This is a genomic window from Comamonas sp. JNW, assembly GCF_003105075.1.
Taxonomy (GTDB): Bacteria; Pseudomonadota; Gammaproteobacteria; order Burkholderiales; family Burkholderiaceae_C; genus Comamonas; species Comamonas squillarum.
This window is the reverse complement of sequence record NZ_QETI01000008.1, coordinates 1-16,501: the sequence shown is the minus strand read 5'-3', so window position 1 is coordinate 16,501 and position 16,501 is coordinate 1. Positions and strand designations below refer to the sequence as shown.

The window sequence follows — 16,501 nt, the reverse complement described above, 5'->3', positions numbered from 1 at the left end:
CCACCGCTGCGCCCGCCACACCTATCCGTTGGCGCAGCGCCCGGCCCGCCCCAGCGCCAGCCCACGGCGGCGCCAGGCGGCATGACCGGCCCAGCCGCCCACCCACACAAGCGTTTCCCCTAGTCAACCAAAGCTTGGCGATCTGCGTTTTGAGTTGTATGATGTCTTATATCTAAAAAGGAGACAAAGACCTATGTATCGCCGTTCGCACCTGATCTATTCAGCGCTGGCCCTGGCCGCCGGTAGCTTGTTATCGACTCCGCTGTTGGCGGCCGATGCATGGCCCAGCAAGCCGATCCGGCTGATTGTTCCCTACCCGCCCGGCGGCAGTTCGGACATCATTGCGCGCTCGATCGGCCAGCTGATCTCGCAAGAGCTCAAGCAGACGGTAGTGATCGACAACAAGCCCGGAGCGAACGGCAACCTGGGCGCCGAGTTTGTCGCCCGCGCCCAGCCCGATGGCTACACCTGGCTGCTGTGCGACCTCGGAGCGCTCGCGATCTCCCCGTCCATCTACACCAAGCTGAGCTTTGACCCCAGCAAGGACCTGCGTGGCGCCGCCATGCTGGCCTACTCGCCGCACATGCTGGTGGTGCACCCGTCGGTGCAAGCCAACAACCTGCAGGAGCTGGTGGCCCTGTCCAAGAAGCAGGACCTGAACTTTGCCGTCACGGCCACCGGCAGCGCGCCGCATCTGGCCGGTGTCGAGCTGGCCCGGCTGACGGGCGCCAAATGGGTCTATGTGCCCTACAAGGGCGGCGTGCAATCGGTGCAGGACACGGTGGCTGGCCAGACCCAGGTGCTGATGAACGGCATGCTGGCCACCTACCCCCATGTGCAAAGCGGCAAGTTAAAGCTGCTGGGTATCTCCAAGAACACCCGCATGCCGCTGATCGCCGATGTGCCGACCCTGGCCGAGCAAGGCGCAGCCGGCTTTGCCTCGGGCACCTGGCAAGGCGTGGTACTGCCGGCCAAAACGCCAGAAGCGGTGATCCAGAAGGTGAACCAGGCGCTGCTGACTGCCATCCGCTCGCCCGAGGTGCGCTCGCGCCTGACCGGCCAGGGCGCCGAGGTGGTCACGATGACGCCGGCCGAGACTGACCAATTTTTCAAGGCCGAACGCCAGCGCTGGCGCACGGTCGTTCAAACCGCCAATCTGCAGCTCGATTGAGCCGCCCGGATTTGGCACTGTCGATTCCCTCTCTTTTCTTTGAAAGTTTGATATGAGCACCATGAGCCCCCAGGATGTGAAGAACGTGATGAGTTCCGGACTGCTGTCCTTCCCCATTACCGACTTTGATGCACAAGGCAACTTCAATGCCAAGGGCTATGCCGAGCGCCTGGAATGGCTGGCCCCGTTTGGCGCCAGCGCGCTGTTCGCCGCTGGCGGCACCGGTGAGTTCTTCTCGCTGACCGCCGAAGAGTACCCTGCGATCATCAAGACCGCCGTGGACACCTGCAAGGGCAAGGTGCCGATCATCGCCGGTGCAGGCGGCCCGACCCGCTTTGCGATCCAGTGCGCACAGGCTGCGGAAGCCGCTGGCGCCCACGGCATCCTGCTGATGCCCCACTACATGACCGAAGCCAGCCAAGAAGGCCTGGCCGCGCACGTCGAAGCCGTCTGCAAGAGCGTGAAGTTCGGCGTCATCATCTACAACCGTGGCGTGAGCCGTTTCACCCCCGAGACCGTTGCCAAGCTCTGCGAGCGCAACCCCAACCTGGTCGGCTTCAAGGACGGCGTGGGCGACATCGAAGCCATGTCGGCGATGTACCTGACGATGGGCGACCGCCTGGCCTACCTGGGTGGCCTGCCAACCGCCGAAGTCTATGCCGCCGCCTACAAGGCACTGGGCACGCCGGTGTACTCTTCTGCCGTGTTCAACTTCATCCCCAAGACCGCCATCCGCTTCTACGAAGCCGTGCGCACCGATGACCACGCCACCCAGCACCAGCTGCTCAAGGACTTCTTCATGCCCTACCTGAAGATCCGCAACCGCAGCGCTGGCTACGCCGTGTCCATCATCAAGGCCGGTGCCAAGCTGGTGGGCCACGATGCCGGTCCGGTGCGCGCGCCTTTGGCTGACCTCAAGCCCGAGGAAGTCGATATGCTGGCAGCATTGATCAAGAAGGTCGAAGCCTGATCGACCTCGCCTAACCAGCCCGGCTCCACAGCTGCACTAAGAACCTGTTCAAAGTCTCCTCGCGCCGCGACAGTGTCTTTGCGGGATGGGATGCTAGGGGCCGCCCAGCCGCGCAACACCGCAGCAATAGCCGCGCTATTGCGAGGATTTGCAACAACGCAGACCGCCCCTGCCCGGGCGGCCCTAGCCGGGCGCCCGCAAAGCCACTGTCCCTACGGGTTGGAGTGAAATCGGGCGATTTCTGCGCGCTGGCCCTTGCTTGCACCCCGGTGCAAGCTGCGTTCCATCCCTTCGAACTCATCCCGATTGCACTCCAACGCGGCTGCGTAGTGACTTTGAACAGGTTCTAAGCCGCTGGGGCGCCGGGCTCCTTCCGTTTAAAGCCCTCTCCACACATGATTGCCACCCAACGCCCGCGCGTGCTGCAAATGGGCAAGATGCCGCTGCCCGCGCTTGATGCCGATCTGGCCCAGGAATTCGATACCACCGTGCTGAGCGCACAAGCGGACCCGCAGCAGTTCCTGGCTGCCCACGGTTCGGAGTTTGCCTACCTGGTCACCTCGGCCAGCATAGGCGCATCGGCCTCGGTGATCCAGGCCTTGCCGGCGCTGCGCGGCATCAGCAGCTTTGGCGTGGGCTTTGATGCGCTGGACCAGCAGTCCATCCTCGCCCAGTCCGCGCGCGTGGGCTACACCCCCGGCGTGCTGGACGACTGCGTGGCCGACATGGCCTTTGCACTGCTGCTGGACAGTGCCCGCCGCCTGGCAGCGGCTGACCGCTTTGTGCGCGCGGGCCTGTGGCCCACCGAGCGCTTTGGCGTCTACACCCGTGCCTCGGGCAAGCGCCTGGGCATTCTGGGCATGGGCCGCATTGGCCGCCAGGTGGCGCGCCGCGCCAGCGGTTTTGACATGGAGGTGGCCTACCACAACCGCCGCCCAGTCAGCGATTCGCCGCACCGCTACATGGAGTCGCTGCAGGAACTGGCCCAGTGGTGCGATTTTCTGGTCATCACTGCTGCCGGTGGCGACGACACCCGTCACCTGGTCGATGCCCAGGTGCTGGACGCCCTGGGCCCGCAGGGTTTTGTGATCAATGTGGCGCGCGGCAGCGTGGTCGATGAAGCGGCCCTGCTGGACGCGCTGCAACACCAGCGCATTGCCGGCGCGGGCCTCGATGTGTTCGAGGACGAACCACGCCCCCTGCCCGGCCTGCTGCAGCAGGACAACGTAGTGCTGGCACCGCATATCGCCAGCGGCACCCAGGAGACGCGCCGCGCGATGGCCGATCTGGTGCTGGCCAACCTGCGCAGCTTGATCGCCAATGGCCAGCCGCTGCAGGAAGTGCCCTGGTCCCAAGCTGCGGCACAGGCCCGTGCTGGTTGAGAACGTTTTTACGACGACCGAACCATCCACCCATTTTTTTGAGAACAGGCCCAACCGCCTGGCAAGCTTATGACGACACACAACAACCTGATCAACGGCAGCTGGACACCCGGCAAGACCACCTCGCCCAACACCAACCCCAGCGACCTGTCCGACGTGATCGGCCAGTATGCGCAGGGCGATGCCAGCGATGTGGATGCCGCAGTGGCAGCAGCCACGGCGGCCTTCCCGGCCTGGAGCGTCTCGGGCATCCAGGCGCGCCATGATGCGCTGGACAAGATCGGCAATGAAATCCTGGCGCGCAAGGAAGAGCTGGGCGACCTGCTGGCCCGCGAAGAAGGCAAGACCCGGCCCGAGGCGATTGGCGAAGTGGCCCGCGCCGGCCAGATCTTCAAGTTCTTTGCCGGTGAATGCCTGCGCCTGGCCGGTGAGAGCCTGCCGTCGGTGCGCCCCGGCATTGGCGTGGAAATCACGCGCGAGCCCGTCGGTGTCGTCGGCCTGATCACCCCCTGGAACTTCCCCATCGCCATTCCGGCCTGGAAGATCGCACCGGCGCTGGCCTTTGGCAACTGCGTGGTGATCAAGCCCGCCGATCTGGTGCCCGGCAGCGCCTGGGCACTGGCCGACATCATCCACCGCAGCGGCATCCCCGCCGGTGTCTTCAACCTGGTGATGGGCCGGGGCCGCATCATTGGCGATGCGCTGGTGCAGCACCCCGATGTGGCCGCGATCAGCTTTACCGGCTCGGTCGGTGTGGGCCGGGGCATTGCCGAGGCCTGCGTGAAATCGGGCAAGAAGGTGCAGCTGGAGATGGGTGGCAAGAACCCGCAGGTGGTGCTCGACGATGCCGACCTGGCCCAGGCGGTGGAGCTGTCGGCCCAGAGCTGCTTTTACTCGACCGGCCAGCGCTGCACCGCATCGAGCCGCCTGATCGTCACCGACAAGATCTACCCGGCCTTCGTGCAGGCGCTGCAAGAGCGCATGGCCAAGATCAAGGTCGGCGATGCGCGCGCCGCCGGCACCGATATCGGCCCCGTGGTGAGCCAGGCCCAGCTGGAGCAGGACCTGAGCTATGTGGAAATCGCCCAGGCTGAAGGCGCCGTGCTGGCCACGGGCGGCAGCCGCATTGCCTGCCACACCGGCAGTGGCAAGGAAGGTTTTTTCATGCAACCGGCCCTGCTGGTGGACAGCACACCCCAGATGCGCATCAACCGCGAAGAGGTGTTTGGCCCCGTCGCCAGCGTGATCCGCGTGCGGGACTACGAAGAGGCGCTGGCCGTCGCCAATGACACCGCCTTTGGCCTGTCTGCCGGTATTGCCACTACCAGCCTGAAGTACGCCAGCCACTTCAAGCGCCATGCCCAGGCCGGCATGGTGATGGTCAACCTGCCCACCGCAGGCGTGGACTACCATGTGCCGTTTGGTGGCCGCAAGGGATCGAGCTACGGCCCGCGCGAGCAAGGCCGCTATGCGCAGGAGTTCTACACCACGGTGAAGACCGCCTATACGCTGGCTTGAACGCTGCGCCAGCACCAGGCGCTTTGCGGGCATCCGGTGGCCCTCCACCCGATGCCCGCGCAGTACCTGGTCGCTCTCAGGTAATACGCTTGGCGGAAAATGGCAGGATGAAACTTCTGCCTGACCTCTCTCTGCCGGTGACGGCCGACATCAACGATCCCCAGCCGCTGATCCTCTACCATGGCCGCAACTGCCCCGATGGCTATGGCGCGGCGCTGGCGGCCTGGCTGTTCTTCTCCGGCAACGCAGAGTTTCGCGGCCTGGACCACGGCGAAATCCAGACCGTGGACGACCTGGGGCCGCTGACTGGCCGCACGATCTACATCCTCGACTTCGCCTTTGGCCCCGAGCTGTTGGCAGCCATTGAGGCCCAGGCCCACAAGCTGGTGCTGCTGGACCACCACAAGAGCGCCGCTGAAAAGCTCAATGGCTACCAATGCACCTGCGGCGTCGTGCATTTCGACATGAACAAGTCGGGCGCACGCCTGGCCTGGGAGTTCTTCTTCCCCAAGGACCCGATCCCCGCGCTGGTGTTGCACATCGAAGACCGCGATATCTGGCGCTGGCAGTATCCCGACAGCGGTGCCTTTTTGGCCGCGCTGGACATGGAGCCGCGCAGCTTTGAGCGCTGGGCCGAGATTGCGGCCTTCAGCCCCGAGCAGCTGAGCGCCTTCATGGCCCGTGGCGGCGCGATGGACGAGAAATACCTCAAGCTCTGCAGCGATATCGCCGAAGGCGCGCAGCCGCTGGTGTTCAACGGCGTGGCCGGCCTGATGGTCAATGCCCCGGGCATGTTCCACAGCCAGGTCGGCGACATCCTCGCCAAGCAAAGCGGCAGCTTTGCGCTGATGTGGAGCGCCAGCCCCAAGGGCGCCAAATGCGGCCTGCGCTCGCGCTCGGATTTCAACTGCATCCCGCTGGCCGAAAGCATGGGCGGCGGCGGCCATGCCCAGGCCTGCGGCTTCCGCATGGGGGTGGACCGCATCCCCGAGCTGCTGGCAGGCACGCTGACCGCCCGGCCTGAAGACGCACTGCCGCCAGCGCGCCCCGCCCCTACGCCGGCGCCAACCGGCACGCCATGATGCCTGCCACCCGCACAGGCAGCAGCACCTGGGCGCAGCAATGCCCCCTGTGCGGCCAGAGCAATGGCTGCGCGGTGGCCCAGGGCCTGCCCGCTGCCCAGTGCTGGTGCATGAGCGCAGAGATCGATCCCCAGGCCTTGGAACGCCTGGCCCCTGCCGAGCGGGGCCAACGCTGCATCTGCCCGGCCTGTGGGCGTGCGCAGCCCGATCCCGGCGCCCGCCCCAACCGGGGTGACTGACAAGCGCCAACCCCAGGATCATCATCAAACGCCCGGGGCCTGCCCGCAGCCGCCCCACCAGGCCCCTCGCCAAACGCGCCCCCTCCGCCCAGCCCACGCCATGCAGATAAGACACCACACCTCCCAGGATCTGCGCAGCCTCTATGGGGAGCGCTTCCGCTGGTACCTGCTGTTCAGCGTCATGGTGGGCACGATGGCCTCGATCATCTCCTCGACCATCTTCAATGTCGCCATCCCGGCGATGAGCCTGCACTTTCAGCTCGGCCAGTCGCGCGCGCAATGGGTGACCTCGTCCTTCATGGTGGCCACGACGGTGGCGATGCTGACCACGCCCTGGCTGCTGTCGCGCTACGGCTACCGCAACACCTACCTGGGCGCCGTGCTGCTGCTGATGCTGGGGGGCATTGGCGGGGGTTTTAGCAGCGACTACAACCTGGTGCTGGTGGCGCGCGTGGTCGAAGGCCTGGCGGCCGGTGTGATCCAGCCGATTCCGGCCATCATCATCCTGCATGCCTTTGCCGCCCATGAGCAAGGCCGCGCCAATGGCCTGTTTGGCATGGGCATCGTGCTGGCGCCGGCCATCGGCCCCAGCGTGGGCGGCCTGCTGGTCGACTGGATGGGCTGGCGCTCGGTGTTCTTCATGGTGGTGCCGCTGTGCCTGGCCTCGGTCTGGCTGGCGCTGAAGTTTGTGCCCGTCAATGCGCCGGGTGGCGCCGCAGCCGACCGCCATGGCAAAAGCCTGGACTGGCTGGGCCTGGCCATTGCGACCACTGGCACGGTCTGCCTGCTCAATGGCCTGGTGGCGCTGCATGGCACGGGCTGGCAGCAAAGCGCCATACTGCTGGCCATTGCGCTGGTCTGCCTGCCCGCCTTCATCGCGTGGCAGCGGCGCTTGCTGGCCCAGGGCGGCAAGCCGCTGATGGACCTGCGCCTGTTTGCCTGCAAGCCTTTTGCGGCCGGCTGCATTGTGGCCTTTATCTATGGCGTGGCCTTGTTTGGCTCCACCTACCTGCTGCCGGTGTTCATGCAGCTGGGGCTGTCCTACTCGGCCTCGGTGGTCGGCACCACCATGCTGCCCGCCGGCCTGGTGCTGGGCGGCGTCATCGCGCTGGCCGGCCGCATGGCCGACCGCACCCCCGTGCACTGGCTGGTGATCGGCGGCCTCTCGCTGCTGGCGCTGTCCTTCGTGCTCACGGGTGTGCTGCAACCGGGCTCGTCGCTGTGGCTGCTGATCGGCTACACGGTGCTGGGCCGCGTCGGTCTGGGCTTTATCCTGCCCTCGCTCACCCTGGGCAGCATGCGGCCGCTGGACAAGAGCCTGATCTCGCAGGGCTCGAGCAGTTTCAGCTTTCTGCGCATGCTCGGCGGCGCCGCTGGCGTCAGCCTCTGCGGCATCTTTCTGGAGTGGCGCGTGGCCTTCTACGCCAACCAGTCGCCCGCGATCGACATTGCGCTGGCCGAACGCGTCGCGGGCTTTCGCGACACCTTTTTGATGCTGGCCGTGGTCTGTGTGCTGGCCGGCATTGCCGCCCGCCAGCTACAGCCGCGTGCGGGCGCCAAGCCCTGAGCGGCTGGCGAATGGTCTACACTGGGCCATCCAACGGTTTTCAAAGAGTTTTTGCCATGTGCCAACTGCTGGGGATGAACTGCAACACCCCCACCGACATCAACTTCAGCTTCAGCGGCTTTTCGCAGCGGGCCGGCAATACCGACCACCACAGCGATGGCTGGGGCATCGCCTTCTTTGAAGAAGGCGGCCTGCGCCTGCTGATGGACCACCAGCCCGCCGTCCAGTCGCCGGTGGCCGAGCTGGTGCGGCGCTACCCCATCCAAAGCCGCAATGTGATTGCGCATATCCGCAAGGCCACCCAGGGCCAGGTGATGCTGCAAAACTGCCACCCCTTTGTGCGCGAGCTCTGGGGCAAGAACTGGGTGTTTGCCCACAATGGCGACCTCAAGGATTTCCGCCCGCGCCTGCACAGCCACTTTCACCCGGTGGGCGACACCGACAGTGAGCATGTATTTTGCTGGCTGATGCAGGAGCTGTGGAAATCCCATGCCGGCACGCCCAGCATTGCCGAGCTGACCCACACCTTGCGCGAGCTGGCCGCGCAGATCGCGCCCCAGGGCACCTTCAACTTTCTGCTCTCCAACGGCGAGGCGCTCTGGGCCCATGCCAACACCTTCCTGTGCTACACCGAGCGCGCGCATCCCTTTGCCCAGGCCCAGCTGAGCGACGAGGACCTGAGCATCGACTTTGCCACCTGCACCACACCACAGGACCGGGTGGCCGTGGTGGTGACCGCGCCGCTGACCACCAACGAGCAGTGGACGCCTTTCCAGCCCGGCGAGCTGATGGTGTTTGCCGACGGCCGGCGTCTGCCGCTGTAATCAACAAACCCGGCAGCGCCGGGTTTGTTTTTGGTACGTCTGCGCGAAAGTCTTCAGGCCAGCGCGCGGGTGATCAGAATCTTCTGCACATCGCTGGTGCCTTCATAGATCTGGCAGACCCGCACATCGCGGTAGATGCGCTCGACCGGAAAATCATTGACGACGCCATAGCCGCCCAGGGTCTGGATGGCAGCGCTGCAGACGCGCTCGGCCATTTCGCTGGCAAACAGCTTGGCCATGGCCGCTTCCTTGAGGCAAGGCTGGCCGGCATCGCGCAGGCTGGCGGCATGCCAGATCAGCTGGCGCGCGGCCTCGATCTGCGTGGCGCATTCGGCCAGGCGAAAGCCAACGGCCTGGTGGTTGATGATGGCGGTGCCAAAGCTCTCGCGCTCCTTGGCGTACTGCACGGCCACGTCAAAGGCGCTGCGCGCCATACCCACGCTTTGGGCGGCAATGCCGATGCGCCCGCCTTCGAGCGCGCCCAGCGCAATCTTGTAGCCCTCGCCCTCGGCGCCAATCAGGTTCTCGGCCGGCACCACGCATTGCTCAAAATTGATCTGTGCGGTATCGCTGCTGTGCTGGCCGAGCTTGTCCTCCAGCCGCGCGACCTGGTAGCCGGGGTTGTCGGTGGGCACGATAAAGGCGCTCATGCCCTTTTTGCCAGCGCCCTTGTCGGTCACCGCAATGACGATGGCCATCTGCCCGTTCTTGCCGCTGGTGATGAACTGCTTGACGCCATTGATCACATAGGCGTCGCCCTGCTTGGTGGCCGTGGTGCGCAGCGCGCTGGCGTCCGAGCCCACATGGGGCTCGGTCAGGCAGAAGGCGCCCAGCATCTCGCCGCGCGCCAGCGGTGCCAGCCATTGCTTCTTTTGCGCATCACTGCCGTAGCGCATCAGGATGGCATTGACGGGGCAGTTGGTCACGCTGATGGCGGTGCTGGTGCCGCCGTCGCCCGCAGCAATCTCTTCGAGCACCAGGGCCAGGCTGATGTAGTCCAGCCCTGCGCCGCCCAGCGCATCGGGCACGCAGATGCCGTAGGCACCGAGCTGGGCCAAGCCCTGGTGGGCCGCCTTGGGGAACACATGGTCGCGGTCCCACTGCGCAGCGTGCGGCCACAGCTCGGCCTGGGCAAATTCACGCACCGCATCGCGGATCATCGTCTGGTCGTCGTTCAAAAGCATGGGTTTGTCTCCGGATTTTCTAGTTCTGGCGTGGTCTGGCAGGCTGGCTTACCAATGCTTGGCGCGGCGGCCATCGTGGTGCAGCAGGCGCCCCTTGTCCGCATCGCTGACCGAAGCCAGGGTCTTGCGCATGTCGCTCACGCTTTGCTGCACGGTCAGGGGCGCTTCTTGCCCGCCCATGTCGGTCTGCACCCAGCCCGGGTCCAAGGTGATCAGGCGCGCTCCCGGGTAGTCATGCTGGGCCGAGGCCACCGCCATATTCAGCGCCGTCTTGCTGACGCGGTACAGCCAGGAGTAGCTGTCGTCCACACCTTCGATCTGCGACATCGACGACGAGATAAAGGCAAACACGCCGCCGCTGGCCTCGACAATCGGGCCGATCTGCGGCAACAACTGCATCGCACCCAGCACATTGGTGTGCATCACCGCATCAAAATCGGCCTGCGTCGGCACCTCGCGGGCGTTGGGCCGGCGGATCACCCCTGCCACATACATCGCCACATCGATCTGCTGGCCAGCCAACGCAGTCGCCAGCGCGGTCACACTCTCGGGCTGGAGCACATCGACCAGGAACGCCTGCGCGCCCAGCGCCTGCAGGCGCGCCTGGGCCTCGGTATCCCGCACCGTGGCCAGCACGGTCCAGCCTGCCTGCGCATATTCCCGCACCAGCTCCAGGCCGATGCCGCGCGAGGCGCCAATCACCAAAATCACAGCCATTCCCACGCCCTCCTTGGCGGTTGTTGTCACTGTCCCTGTTCTTGCAGAATCTGCTGCTGGTAGCGCGCCACCATATCCGCCTGTGGCTCGGGCGCCGCAGTCAAGCCCATCTGGTCATGGATCATCTGGTTGAGCGTGGGCAGGGTGCTGCGCGCAATCTGTGCCTCGGCCTGCCACAGGCGCGAGCGCATCAAGGCCTTGGCGCAGTGCAGATAGGCTTCGCGCACCTCGATCTCGATCACCAGCTTGGGCCGTTGGCGCTCGCCGTCAAACACATCGATAAAGCGGGCCTCATCGCGCAGCTTTGCGGTGCCGTTGACGCGCAAGGTCTCATCCACGCCCGGCAGCAGGAACAGCAGCGCAATGCGCGCATCGGTCAGCAGGTTGCTGAGAGAATCCAGCCGGTTATTGCCACCGGCATCGGGCAGCAGCAGATGCTGCGCGCCCTGGCATTTGACAAAGCCCGGCGGCCCGCCCCGGGGCGAGGCATCGAGCATCTCGGCCGCCTGCCCGGCCGTGGCCACCACGCACAGCGGCGACAGCGCAATAAAGCGCTGGCAATGGGCATCGAGGTGGCCTAGCTGCTTGGCCAGCGCGCGCTCGGCGGGCTGGGCGTAGAGGGCGCGCAGTTGCTCCGTCGTTTCGATCATGCGGCCTCCGGGTCGTCACCGTCCGCATCGGCCGCCGCGGCGCCGGCTGCCGCATACACGGCCAGGTAGGCATCCCAGGACGGATCGAATGACACCTCGACGCGCCCAGGCGAGGCCGCCGCCTGCTGCTGCAGCAACTGCTGGGCGGCCGCAGCGTCATCGACGTAATAGCAGGCGCTGCGCTCGCGCATACCTTCAATACGGGTGTAGGCCAGGATACCGGTCTCCATGCGCTCGAGCGCCGCTTGCAGGCTCTCTTGCGCATCGCGCGCCTGGTCCAGGCTCTGGCCGTCTTCAAACGGCAAGGTCCATTGCAGGCAGTAGGGCAGATCGGCGCGCGTAGCCACGGCATTGGCCGACAGGCGCAGGCCCAGCAGATCGGGCACGGCGTCAGCTGCCGCATCGCGGCGGCGTGCTTCGAGCATTTTCCAGCGGTCGTCGTCTGCCGAGGGAAAGCGGTAGCTGCGCCCCAGGCTGTCGCGCAAAAAGGCATCGAACACCGCCGGAAAGGCGGACAGCGGGCCGACGCCGGCGACTTCCGGCGCAAAGCCATCAACTACCTCGACCGGGCCCACGCGCACAGCGAAATCCCATTCACCCAGCGCGTGGTCCAGCATGATGAAGGCCATGTGCTGGGCCAGCTCGCGCTGCGCGGGCGCAATGATCTTCTCAAAGCCCAGCTCAAGGCCGACGATGCCGCCGGCATCGTAGTGGGCCACCAGCACATCCGAGCAGGAGAGCTCCAGGCCCTCCATCGCCATGCTGAAATCCTGGATGGGGCTGCGGTTGCGGAACGCCTGCACCTTGTAGCCCGGCAGGCTGGGGGCGGCACGCACCAGGGCCATCAGGTTCTCGAACTGGTCGACATTGCCGTGGGCGCTGAACACCAGACGCGAAAACAGGCTGCCTTCAGAGCGCTCCAGCTCCAGGGCCAAATCGGGGGCAACGCGGGCCAGCATCTCATTGGCCTGCGCCACAAAGGCTTGGTTGGGCAGCAGTGCCAGGTGGCGCTCTTGGTAGACCAGCTCCTGCCAGAAGGACTCGATGTCCTGCGCTTGCAGCTGCCCCGGGCCGGGGCCCACCGATTCGTTCGTCATAGTTTCTCCTCTTTCAGGATGACTAGACTACATGATTTCAATCGCCATGGCCGTGGCCTCACCTCCGCCGATGCACAGGGTGGCCAGGCCACGGCGCTTGCCGCGAGCCTGCAGTGCGTGCAGCAGGGTCACGATGATGCGTGCACCACTGGCACCAATGGGGTGGCCGAGCGCGCAGGCGCCGCCGTTGACGTTGACGATGTCGTGCGAGACCTTCATGTCGGCCATCAGTGCCATCGGCACCACGGCAAAGGCTTCGTTGATTTCCCACAGGTCCACATCCTCGACCTTCCAGCCGGCTTTTTTCAGTGCCTTCTCGGTCGCGCCGATCGGTGCGGTGGTGAACCACTCGGGCTCTTGCGCATAGCTGGCATGGGCTACGATCTTGGCCAGCGGCTTGCAGCCCAGCTCCTTGGCGGTGGACTCGCGCATCAGCACCAGAGCTGCGGCACCATCGTTGATGCTGGAGCTCGACGCCGCCGTGATGGTGCCGTCTTTCTTGAACGCGGGCTTGAGGGCGGCGATCTTGTCCAGCCGCGCCTTGCCGGGGCCTTCGTCTTCGGTCACGGTCACATCGCCCTTGCGCGTGGACACGGTGACTGGCGTGATCTCGGCCTTGAAGGCACCGGACTGGGTCGCCGCCTGCGCGCGCTGCACGCTGGCAATCGCAAACTGGTCCTGCTGCTCGCGGCTGAACTGGTACTTGGTGGCACAGTCCTCGCCGAAGGTGCCCATCGAGCGGCCGGGTTCATAGGCGTCTTCCAGGCCATCGAGCATCATGTGGTCGAACACCTTGTCATGGCCCATGCGGTAGCCGCCACGGCCTTTTTTGAGCAGATAGGGGGCGTTGGTCATGCTTTCCATGCCACCGGCCACCATCACATCGCGGCTGCCAGCCACCAGCTGGTCATGGGCCAGGATGGTGGCTTCCATGCCGGCACCGCACATCTTCGACAGGGTCACGGCGCCGGTGCTCTTGGGCAAGCCGCCCTTGAACAAGGCCTGCCGCGCCGGGGCCTGGCCCTGGCCGGCCATCAGGCAGTTGCCAAACAGCACTTCTTCCACTTTTTCAGGGGCGACACCCGCGCGCTCCACCGCAGCCTTGATGGCTGCGCCACCCAGGTCATTGGCCGAGAGCTCGGCAAAATCGCCCATGAAAGCACCCATGGGGGTACGGGCTGCGCCAACGATAACGACGGGATCATGCATCGGGTGTCTCCTGATTGAATTCGGGTCTTGTGCGGCTGGCACCTCGGGGCCCGCTCGCGCTGTAAAAAAAGCAGCCCTGACCCAGGGCTGCCTTGCGGGTTTAATCGCGCTTGCGTTCGGCCACCAGGGCCACGGCGCGTTGGTGGACTTCGGCCAGCCCGCCAATGCCTGGCACGGTCATTTCCAGATCGGTGATCAGACCGTTCTTGAGGCTATAGCACCAGCCGTGCAAGGTCACCTTCTGGCCACGCGTCCAGGCGTCCTGCAAGATGGTGCTCTGCGCCACATTCACCACCTGCTCGATGGCATTGAGCTCGCACAGCGCATCATGGCGGTGCTGGGGCGAGAGGCTTTGCAGCAAGGCCAGGTGCTTGTCGCGCACATCGCGCACGTGGCGCGTCCAGTTGTCGACCAGGCCCAGGCGCAGGCCTTCGAGCGCCGCGAGCACACCGCCGCAGCCGTAGTGGCCCACGACCATCAGGTCCTGGATCTTGAGCTGGTCCACCGAATACTGGATGGTCGACAGGCAGTTCAGATCGCTCGGAACCACCACGTTGGCCACATTGCGGTGCACAAACACTTCACCGGGCTCCAGACCGGTGATCTGGTTGGCCGGCACGCGGCTGTCCGAACAACCGATCCACATGTACTTGGGGTGCTGCTGCGACATCAGGCCCGTGAAGAACCCGGGGCGGTCACGCTCCATCTGCTCTGCCCACAAACGGTTGTGGTCAAACAGGTCTTTGATGGAGGTCGTAGTCATAAGGCTATCCTTTGTTGTGTGGGTATCAGGATGGCGCAGCGCAGCCGGTCAGCAGGTTTCTGCGAACAGCTCACGCCCAATCAACATGCGGCGAATCTCGCTGGTGCCGGCGCCAATTTCATAGAGTTTCGCATCTCTCCACAGGCGGCCGAGGGGATACTCGTTGATATACCCATTGCCGCCATAGATTTGCACGCCTTCGCCTGCCATCCAGGTGGCCTTCTCGGCGCACCACAGGATGACGCTGGCGCAGTCCTTGCGCACCTGGCGAACATGGTCGGTTCCGAGCAGATCGAGGTTTTTAGCAACCGTATAGGCAAAAGAGCGGCCTGCTTGCAGCACGGTGTACATATCGGCCACCTTGCCCTGGATGAGCTGGAACTCACCAATGCTCTGGCCAAACTGCTTGCGGTCGTGGATGTAGGGCACGACGTTGTCCATCACCGACTGCATGATGCCTAGGGGGCCGCCGGTCAGCACGGCGCGCTCATAGTCTAGGCCACTCATCAGCACCTTGGCACCGCCATTGAGCTGGCCCAGCACGTTCTCGGCCGGCACTTCGACGTTCTGGAACACCAGCTCGCCAGTATGGCTGCCGCGCATGCCCAGCTTGTCCAGCTTCTGCGCAATGGAGAAACCCGGCATGCCCTTCTCGATCAAGAAGGCGGTCACGCCCCGCGCGCCCATCTCCGGCTCGGTCTTGGCGTACACCACCAGGGTGTCGGCGTCCGGGCCATTGGTGATCCACATCTTGTTGCCGTTGAGCAGGTAGTAGCCGCCCTTGTCCTCGGCCTTGAGCTTCATGCTGATGACATCGGAGCCGGCACCGGGCTCGCTCATCGCCAACGCGCCCACATGCTCACCGCTGATCAGCTTGGGCAGGTACTTGGCCTTCTGGGCCTCATTGCCATTGCGGTTGATCTGGTTCACGCAGAGGTTGCTGTGGGCACCATAGGACAGGCCCACTGATGCGCTGGCGCGGGAGATCTCCTCCATCGCCACCATATGGGCCAGGTAGCCCATGTCCGCGCCGCCGTATTGCTCGGACACCGTGATGCCCAGCACGCCCAGGTCGCCAAACTTGCGCCACAGGTCCATGGGAAACTGGTCATTGCGGTCGATCTCAGCGGCACGCGGCGCGATCTCGGCCTGCGCGAACTCGCGCACGGCGTCGCGCAGGGCGTCGATATCCTCACCCAACTGGAAATTCAGGCCTGGTAATCCGGACATGGTCTTGTCTCCTATCTATATGGCGCACCCGATGCCGCCGGCGCGCGCCAAGGCGCTAGAGCAGCATCATTACGTTTACGTTCACGTCAACTATATATTATTTTTTTGACGGCTGCTTTGCGAGCAAAGCATGGGCTTCCTGCATATGCCCATCAATTTCTGCCAAGTTGGCCTGCAAATCTGCCAACTGCGTCTGCAGGCGCTGGCGATGCGCCGTCAGCACCTCGATAAAGCGGCTCAGCTGCACACCGGTATCGCGCGGTGACTCATACAGATCAATGATCTCCTTGGCCTCCTGCAAGCTCAGCCCCAGGCGCTTGGCGCGCAAGGTCAGGCGCAGGCGCGTGCGCTCCTTGGCCGAGTAGACGCGCTGCTTGCCGCCGGTGCCGGTGCGCTCGGGGTGCAACAGGCCCATGTCCTCGTAAAAGCGGATGGCCCGGGTGGTCAGATCAAATTCTGCAGCCAGCTGCCCGATGGAATAAGTCGGTGTCATGGTCTCCCTGCACGCCCTTGTTGTTCTGGATGGACCATTATGCGGCATGCGCCGCTCTACACTGCCAGGTGCCGACCAAAAGAAAAACCCCTCTACTCGGGAAGAGCAGAGGGGTTGATCAGTATAAAAGCCTGACGATGACCTACTTTCACACGGGAATCCGCACTATCATCGGCGCGAAGTCGTTTCACTGTCCTGTTCGGGATGGGAAGGAGTGGTACCAACTTGCTATGGTCATCAGGCATAACTTTTTGCTCCTTGGCGGCTTTGCGCTGATCGGTCGATCAGGGCATTGCTGCTTTTGAAGCGAATTCATAGAGTCTTATCAGCTAAATTTGATTGCGCTTTGGGCATAACTGCAGTTGCAGTGTTCTTTGCATTGGGCCCCATCTAAGGCGGGGCCAA

16 protein-coding genes and 1 rRNA gene are annotated in these 16,501 nt (G+C 64.5%); 8 read left to right on the top strand and 9 right to left on the bottom strand.

Annotated elements, in window-relative coordinates:
• The first annotated feature begins 193 nt into the window (after window positions 1–193).
• The 8 genes from DCO45_RS12900 to DCO45_RS12865 all read left to right on the top strand — a co-directional run bounded on the left by DCO45_RS12900 (window position 194) and on the right by DCO45_RS12865 (window position 8,753).
• Entirely contained in the window at window positions 194–1,171 is a 978-nt protein-coding gene (locus tag DCO45_RS12900; protein ID WP_116926229.1) for a tripartite tricarboxylate transporter substrate binding protein, read from the top strand.
• 61 nt (window positions 1,172–1,232) lie between these two features.
• Entirely contained in the window at window positions 1,233–2,141 is a 909-nt protein-coding gene (gene kdgD, locus DCO45_RS12895) for a 5-dehydro-4-deoxyglucarate dehydratase (RefSeq protein ID WP_116926387.1), read from the top strand.
• 398 nt (window positions 2,142–2,539) lie between these two features.
• Window positions 2,540–3,523: a 2-hydroxyacid dehydrogenase gene (locus DCO45_RS12890; protein WP_116926386.1), complete on the top strand. Its 984-nt coding sequence runs from the start codon at window positions 2,540–2,542 to the stop codon at window positions 3,521–3,523.
• Between the two features lie 69 nt (window positions 3,524–3,592).
• Window positions 3,593–5,041, top strand: a complete 1,449-nt coding sequence (locus DCO45_RS12885) for an aldehyde dehydrogenase family protein (RefSeq protein ID WP_116926228.1) — start codon at window positions 3,593–3,595, stop codon at window positions 5,039–5,041.
• A gap of 107 nt (window positions 5,042–5,148) precedes the next feature.
• Complete coding sequence (locus tag DCO45_RS12880) at window positions 5,149–6,123, top strand: phosphoesterase (RefSeq protein ID WP_116926227.1); 975 nt, start codon at window positions 5,149–5,151, stop codon at window positions 6,121–6,123.
• Window positions 6,120–6,362 carry a cysteine-rich CWC family protein gene (locus tag DCO45_RS12875; protein WP_243419342.1) on the top strand — a complete coding sequence of 81 codons (243 nt, stop codon included), beginning with the start codon at window positions 6,120–6,122 and terminating at the stop codon, window positions 6,360–6,362. The genes DCO45_RS12880 and DCO45_RS12875 overlap by 4 nt, the downstream gene beginning before the upstream one ends.
• 100 nt (window positions 6,363–6,462) lie before the next feature.
• Window positions 6,463–7,929 (top strand): DHA2 family efflux MFS transporter permease subunit, encoded by a 1,467-nt coding sequence (locus tag DCO45_RS12870; RefSeq protein WP_116926226.1) that lies wholly within the window; start codon window positions 6,463–6,465, stop codon window positions 7,927–7,929.
• 56 nt (window positions 7,930–7,985) lie between these two features.
• The gene (locus DCO45_RS12865; RefSeq protein WP_116926225.1) at window positions 7,986–8,753 is read left to right on the top strand and encodes a class II glutamine amidotransferase; all 768 of its coding nucleotides are present in this window, start codon (window positions 7,986–7,988) and stop codon (window positions 8,751–8,753) included.
• Between the two features lie 53 nt (window positions 8,754–8,806).
• On the opposite strand, the gene DCO45_RS12860 is transcribed toward DCO45_RS12865, so the two are convergent.
• From DCO45_RS12860 to rrf, 9 genes are all read right to left on the bottom strand, one after another.
• Window positions 8,807–9,937, bottom strand: coding sequence for an acyl-CoA dehydrogenase family protein (locus DCO45_RS12860; RefSeq protein ID WP_116926224.1), 1,131 nt, complete (start codon window positions 9,935–9,937; stop codon window positions 8,807–8,809).
• Window positions 9,938–9,985: 48 nt separating this feature from the next.
• Window positions 9,986–10,654 carry an SDR family oxidoreductase gene (locus DCO45_RS12855; RefSeq protein WP_116926223.1) on the bottom strand — a complete coding sequence of 223 codons (669 nt, stop codon included), beginning with the start codon at window positions 10,652–10,654 and terminating at the stop codon, window positions 9,986–9,988.
• A gap of 26 nt (window positions 10,655–10,680) precedes the next feature.
• The gene (locus DCO45_RS12850; protein WP_021024986.1) at window positions 10,681–11,304 is read right to left on the bottom strand and encodes an MSMEG_1061 family FMN-dependent PPOX-type flavoprotein; all 624 of its coding nucleotides are present in this window, start codon (window positions 11,302–11,304) and stop codon (window positions 10,681–10,683) included.
• Window positions 11,301–12,401 carry a hypothetical protein gene (locus tag DCO45_RS12845; RefSeq protein WP_116926222.1) on the bottom strand — a complete coding sequence of 367 codons (1,101 nt, stop codon included), beginning with the start codon at window positions 12,399–12,401 and terminating at the stop codon, window positions 11,301–11,303. The genes DCO45_RS12850 and DCO45_RS12845 overlap by 4 nt, the downstream gene beginning before the upstream one ends.
• Before the next feature lie 27 nt (window positions 12,402–12,428).
• Window positions 12,429–13,610: an acetyl-CoA C-acyltransferase gene (locus DCO45_RS12840; RefSeq protein ID WP_116926221.1), complete on the bottom strand. Its 1,182-nt coding sequence runs from the start codon at window positions 13,608–13,610 to the stop codon at window positions 12,429–12,431.
• Window positions 13,611–13,710: 100 nt separating this feature from the next.
• Window positions 13,711–14,373, bottom strand: a complete 663-nt coding sequence (gene can, locus DCO45_RS12835; RefSeq protein WP_116926220.1) for a carbonate dehydratase — start codon at window positions 14,371–14,373, stop codon at window positions 13,711–13,713.
• Between the two features lie 48 nt (window positions 14,374–14,421).
• Window positions 14,422–15,603, bottom strand: a complete 1,182-nt coding sequence (locus DCO45_RS12830; protein ID WP_116926219.1) for an isovaleryl-CoA dehydrogenase — start codon at window positions 15,601–15,603, stop codon at window positions 14,422–14,424.
• A 97-nt stretch (window positions 15,604–15,700) separates the two neighbouring features.
• Window positions 15,701–16,096: a MerR family DNA-binding transcriptional regulator gene (locus tag DCO45_RS12825; protein ID WP_116926218.1), complete on the bottom strand. Its 396-nt coding sequence runs from the start codon at window positions 16,094–16,096 to the stop codon at window positions 15,701–15,703.
• Window positions 16,097–16,225: 129 nt separating this feature from the next.
• A 5S ribosomal RNA gene (gene rrf / locus DCO45_RS12820) occupies window positions 16,226–16,338 on the bottom strand.
• Window positions 16,339–16,501: the final 163 nt, after the last annotated feature.